Here is a 4,524-nt window from a genome sequence, read left to right as displayed (position 1 = left end):
GGCACCTACCGGCTGGAGGTGACCAACCCGCAGGTGCCCGAGCTGACCCTCCAAAGCATCCCGATCACCATCACCGAACAGGACCTCAACGGGAGTACTGATGAAGGCGATTCTTCTTCTGCCCCCGAAACACCGTCGCTGCTAAGTCCGGAAGAGGCGGCTGAGGGAAAAGCAACTACCCTTACACTGGATTGGAGCTCATCAAGTGGAGCGGATCAATATCAGTTGCAGGTGGCAACAGACGGCAGTTTTGGTTCCACATTTATTGATCAGAATGATCTTAAGGAAAGTGCCAGGGAAATAAGCGATTTAGATCATTCCAACACCTACTATTGGAGAGTACGGGCTTCAAATACTGCGGGTGAAAGTAACTGGTCGGAATCTCGCAGTTTTACTACCGCTGAAGCTTCCGTTTCTCCCGGCTTGTCGGCCCCGGTACAGCTGTCTCCGGCTGACGATGGAAGTAATATATCGGCAGCTTCCACTTTTGAATGGAAACCCGTGGAGGGGGCGGACTATTATGTGCTGCATGCGAACCGTATTGATCCCGCGGAGATGGTGGTCGAAACCGAGGTTAACGGAACGAGTTATACTCCTCCCGGTGGACTCGATCCCGAAACGACACACGATTGGAGAGTACGGGCCGTCAAAGATGGTGCGGAGGGAGAATGGAGTCCAATATGGCGTTTTACAACAGGTTCAGGATTTGACTTTACTCTAAAACTCACCGGCACGGAGGGGATGCGCATGGTATCAGTTCCAGCGGCAAACAAAACGCTGGATGATCTTTTGGGCTCTTTATGGAATCAGGGCATACCCGGTTCCAACGCAGAAAGTCAGGATCCCAACATTTTTGTTTGGAATGAAGAAAACCAGGAATTTGAAACGCCTTCTTCAATGTCAAGCAAAATGGAGCCGGGGAAGGGATATTTAACCTGGGTTTTTGAAGATAACAACCCGGGCAAGGAGGGAGTACAGGAGGGTTTCCCCAAAGTGCTGGGAGTAGATGGATCTGAAAACAGCAGCCCGGTAACGGTCCCCATCTCGGTGACGGATTCCGACAACTCGACAATAATCGATGGACAGGAAGGATGGAACCTGGTGGGAAATCCGTATGGAGTTCCAATTCTGGTTGATAAAATATTGGAAGCGGCCCGAGAGGTCAATCCGCAGGTCAATGCAAACCTGTATATCTGGGATCATATCCAATCCCAGTATCAAAGTCTGCCTGAGGGCGGGGGGCATACTATTGACCCATTCCAGGTTTTTTGGCTGCGTTATCTCGATAAAGGAGAGGGACCACTTACCCTGGATAAAGCCAGTATATCAGCCAGCAATCAGGGAAATCTTAACAAGGTGGTGAATACGTCTGCATCGGATCACAAGGAGGAAAAATCCATTTTATTTTTGATGGAACAGGACAGTACCAGCAGCGACAGGTATATCATCGAATTCAATGAGAGGGGCAAGGTTGGAGTCGACCTGTTTGACGCGTATAAGCTGTCTTCATTAAACCCTATGCAGAGTAGTTCATTACAGCTCTATAGCATTGAGGGGAAACGAGGGGAGCAATTTTCCAAAAGCGTACTGCCAGACACTCTTACGGGAGAGTTCCGTATACAGTTGGGATTCAGCTCACCGAACCAGCAGGAGATTACGTTGAAGTGGCCCCGGCTTGTAAATATCCCGCAGGAGTGGTCGGTCGTGTTGCAGGATCTTCGCCAAAACAGGACGATAAACCTGAGAAACAGCGATTCCTATACATTCAATGCTGCTGCAGGGTCCGATGAGTCGCGATTTGTCCTGGATATTTCACCCGCACCCAAGATAGAGCCGAACCCCGTTGAAGAGCCCCGGGCCATAAAACTGTCTCAAAACTATCCAAATCCGTTTAACCCGACCACGGAAATCGAGTACAGTGTAGACAGGGAAGTGGCAGTCAATTTAACGATCTATAACCTGATCGGGAAAAAAGTAGCTACGTTGGTCAATAACCGGGTGCAAAGCCAGGGGACCTATTCCGTACGATTTGATGCCTCTAAATTGACCAGTGGAATATATATATACCGGCTTTCTGTGGGCAGTAAAACGTTCACGAAGAAAATGACCCTGATAAAATAGGAATTCAAAACCGGTTATTTTCGAAATTTCGAGGAAACAGATAACCGTCAATTTAGCCCGGAGTGTGATTCAGAATGAGTTGCACTCCGGTTTTTTTATTCCCACTGGAGAATAGTTATTGGTTATTGGAAATTCGTTAATTGTAGCTTGATTTTAACGGTAGCAGGTAACTATCGGAGGATTAAGAAGTCCCAAAAAAGAAATAAGTCTGTTCCCTGGCCGAGGTGTTCCTTTTGGCTTGATCCAAAAGGAACTCAACAATCAAGACGGTGAATGGGGCATCCGCTCCAGCCTCAGCAGGCGTGGATGTTGATGGTCCGTCTCCCTCGTCAGACAGCAATTCTTCCGGAATCGGAATAATTGCTTGACACGTTCATACGATCTCCCCTTCGAAATTCATCATTTCTAATTCTTCATTCATAATTCCCATCCACCGGCGGTGATTTTTTCTTGTTCATTTTTTGATCATTCAAAAAATGAATACCTCTTGCAGGAAAATAGCTAATAATATTTTTTGATGGTCCCCTGATTATAACTTTCCAACAATAGGGCACCCGTTGACTTGAAAGGTTATTTTATAAAAAATGCCTGAAAATATTAACGTATAATTTATCCCGGGGCTGAAAATAAAGTGATTAGTATTTATTAAATATTTACCGATAAATTAATAAAAATTAATTACATAATATGATTACTAATTCCTAATATGAAAGCGTTGTAACATCTATTCTAAATCTTAACATATTTATTAAGAGGGTAAAATTATGGAGAAAAAGAGAGCACTGGTCATACTATGTATGGTTACGATAGGACTATTTATCTTTTCATCATGCGAGCAAAGCACCAGCACCGAACTAGTCGAAAGTTTCGAGTCTGTCCATGAGGTCAGCCCGGTTCCGGGAGCTGACAATGTCACCATGGAACTTGAAAGAGGGGAAAATATTGACAGTTTTTTTAGTGTCAATCTGGATGGTAATATTCAGCAGGAGGGATGGTGCGTGGAGTGGAATGAAAATGCATCATTTGGCTTGAACAAGGGAACCAAGATCTATTCAACCAGGGGAAAGCCGGCCTGGAGTGATGTAAATTATTTTATGAGCATTCTTGATGATCTTCGTGAGGAAGATCCCGACCTTACCTTCCGTGAAATACAGGTTATTATTTGGTCGCTTATCGATCGTCCTGAGTTTGACGTCGATAAAATCCATGAATACGACAACATTTCTGAACGTATATTCAAGGATGGTGAACCCCTATTTGACGTAGACAAAGTTAAAGAGATCCTCAAGAAAATTAGGGACTTTTTGAAAAACGGGAACGGGGATGAAAAAGAGGGAGATGGAGTTTACCTGATCGAGAATGACGGCCAAACCATAATGGTTAAAAGCGAAACCGCTTATGCTGTAAAGACTGATAACAACGAGGTTGATTCCAGCGCTTCAAAATGTTTTGATGAAGAGATTATTCCCGGGGTCTCCTTCAACAACTGGGGATGGACTAACGGACCTATTGCGCCCGGCACAGAGGAAACAGTATACGACATATATGCTGGGGCCGGCCAGTGCGATTTAACCAAGGGGGTACATGTGGGAACGTTGACGGTAGAATATATAAATGGAACGTTCACCGCCACATATGAGATGACAGAGATCTCCCCGATTACTAACGCTTTGTATACCATGACCGAGACGCATCTGTATGTGGGAACAGATCCATATCCACAGAATCCTGGTGGAAACTATACCGTTGCGCCCGGTCAGTACGGCAACCAGCAGAATCACAATTTCGCAACTGAAACCACGTATGAAATATCCGGATTAAGCGGCAATGTCTATTTCATTGCGCATGCCGTGGTGAATGGATTCGAACTGAACGGAAACTGATGTGAACCCTGGCTGATGATTAACTTGCGAAAGGGATTCAAAGGCGACTTTGAATCCCTTTTTTGTGGTTGGCTACCGGCGCCATAGAGACTGTATGTAAGGGATCTTTGCAGAACCTGCTATTTTGTAAGGTAGTTGTACTTGATTGATTTTTTAACGGGAGTACAACTCCTTCTGAACGAGGAATTGAGGATTTTGCAAAGCCCTCTGTAAGTCTGCATGAGGTCAGTCATAAGAAGGTTTCATAAATCAAAATTAATATCGAACTACAGAAAAGGGATACCAAATAAATGCCTGTTCCGACAGTTTTATTAAATTAGAGAAAAAAACTCGATGCTTGAACACAAATTACAGATGGATGATAAAGGCTAAACTGAAAATTACCGGCTATGTCTTCTCGCTTTTCTGGCTGCTGGCTTCTCCGTTGTTGCTGTCTGCCCAGACGTTGGACAGTGTATCGGGGGATCGCCAGGCGCTGGTGGATCTGTACCAGGCGACGGGCGGTCCGGGCTGGGACAAC

General features: G+C 45.2%; 2 protein-coding genes. Both read left to right on the top strand.

Going from position 1 to position 4,524, the window contains the following annotated elements; genetic code table 11:
• Positions 1-2,121, top strand: a 2,121-nt coding sequence (locus ACG2E4_RS18130; RefSeq protein WP_395262537.1) for a T9SS type A sorting domain-containing protein, incomplete at its 5' end; no start/stop codon positions are given.
• A gap of 764 nt (positions 2,122-2,885) precedes the next feature.
• Positions 2,886-4,004, top strand: a complete 1,119-nt coding sequence (locus ACG2E4_RS18125; protein WP_395262538.1) for a hypothetical protein — start codon at positions 2,886-2,888, stop codon at positions 4,002-4,004.
• Positions 4,005-4,524: the final 520 nt, after the last annotated feature.

The organism is Halalkalibaculum sp. DA384, assembly GCF_043951955.1.
Taxonomy (GTDB): domain Bacteria; phylum Bacteroidota; class Rhodothermia; order Balneolales; family Balneolaceae; genus JAMQKA01.
Note: the sequence above shows the minus strand (reverse complement) of the source record. Positions and strands in the feature narration are given on the sequence as shown.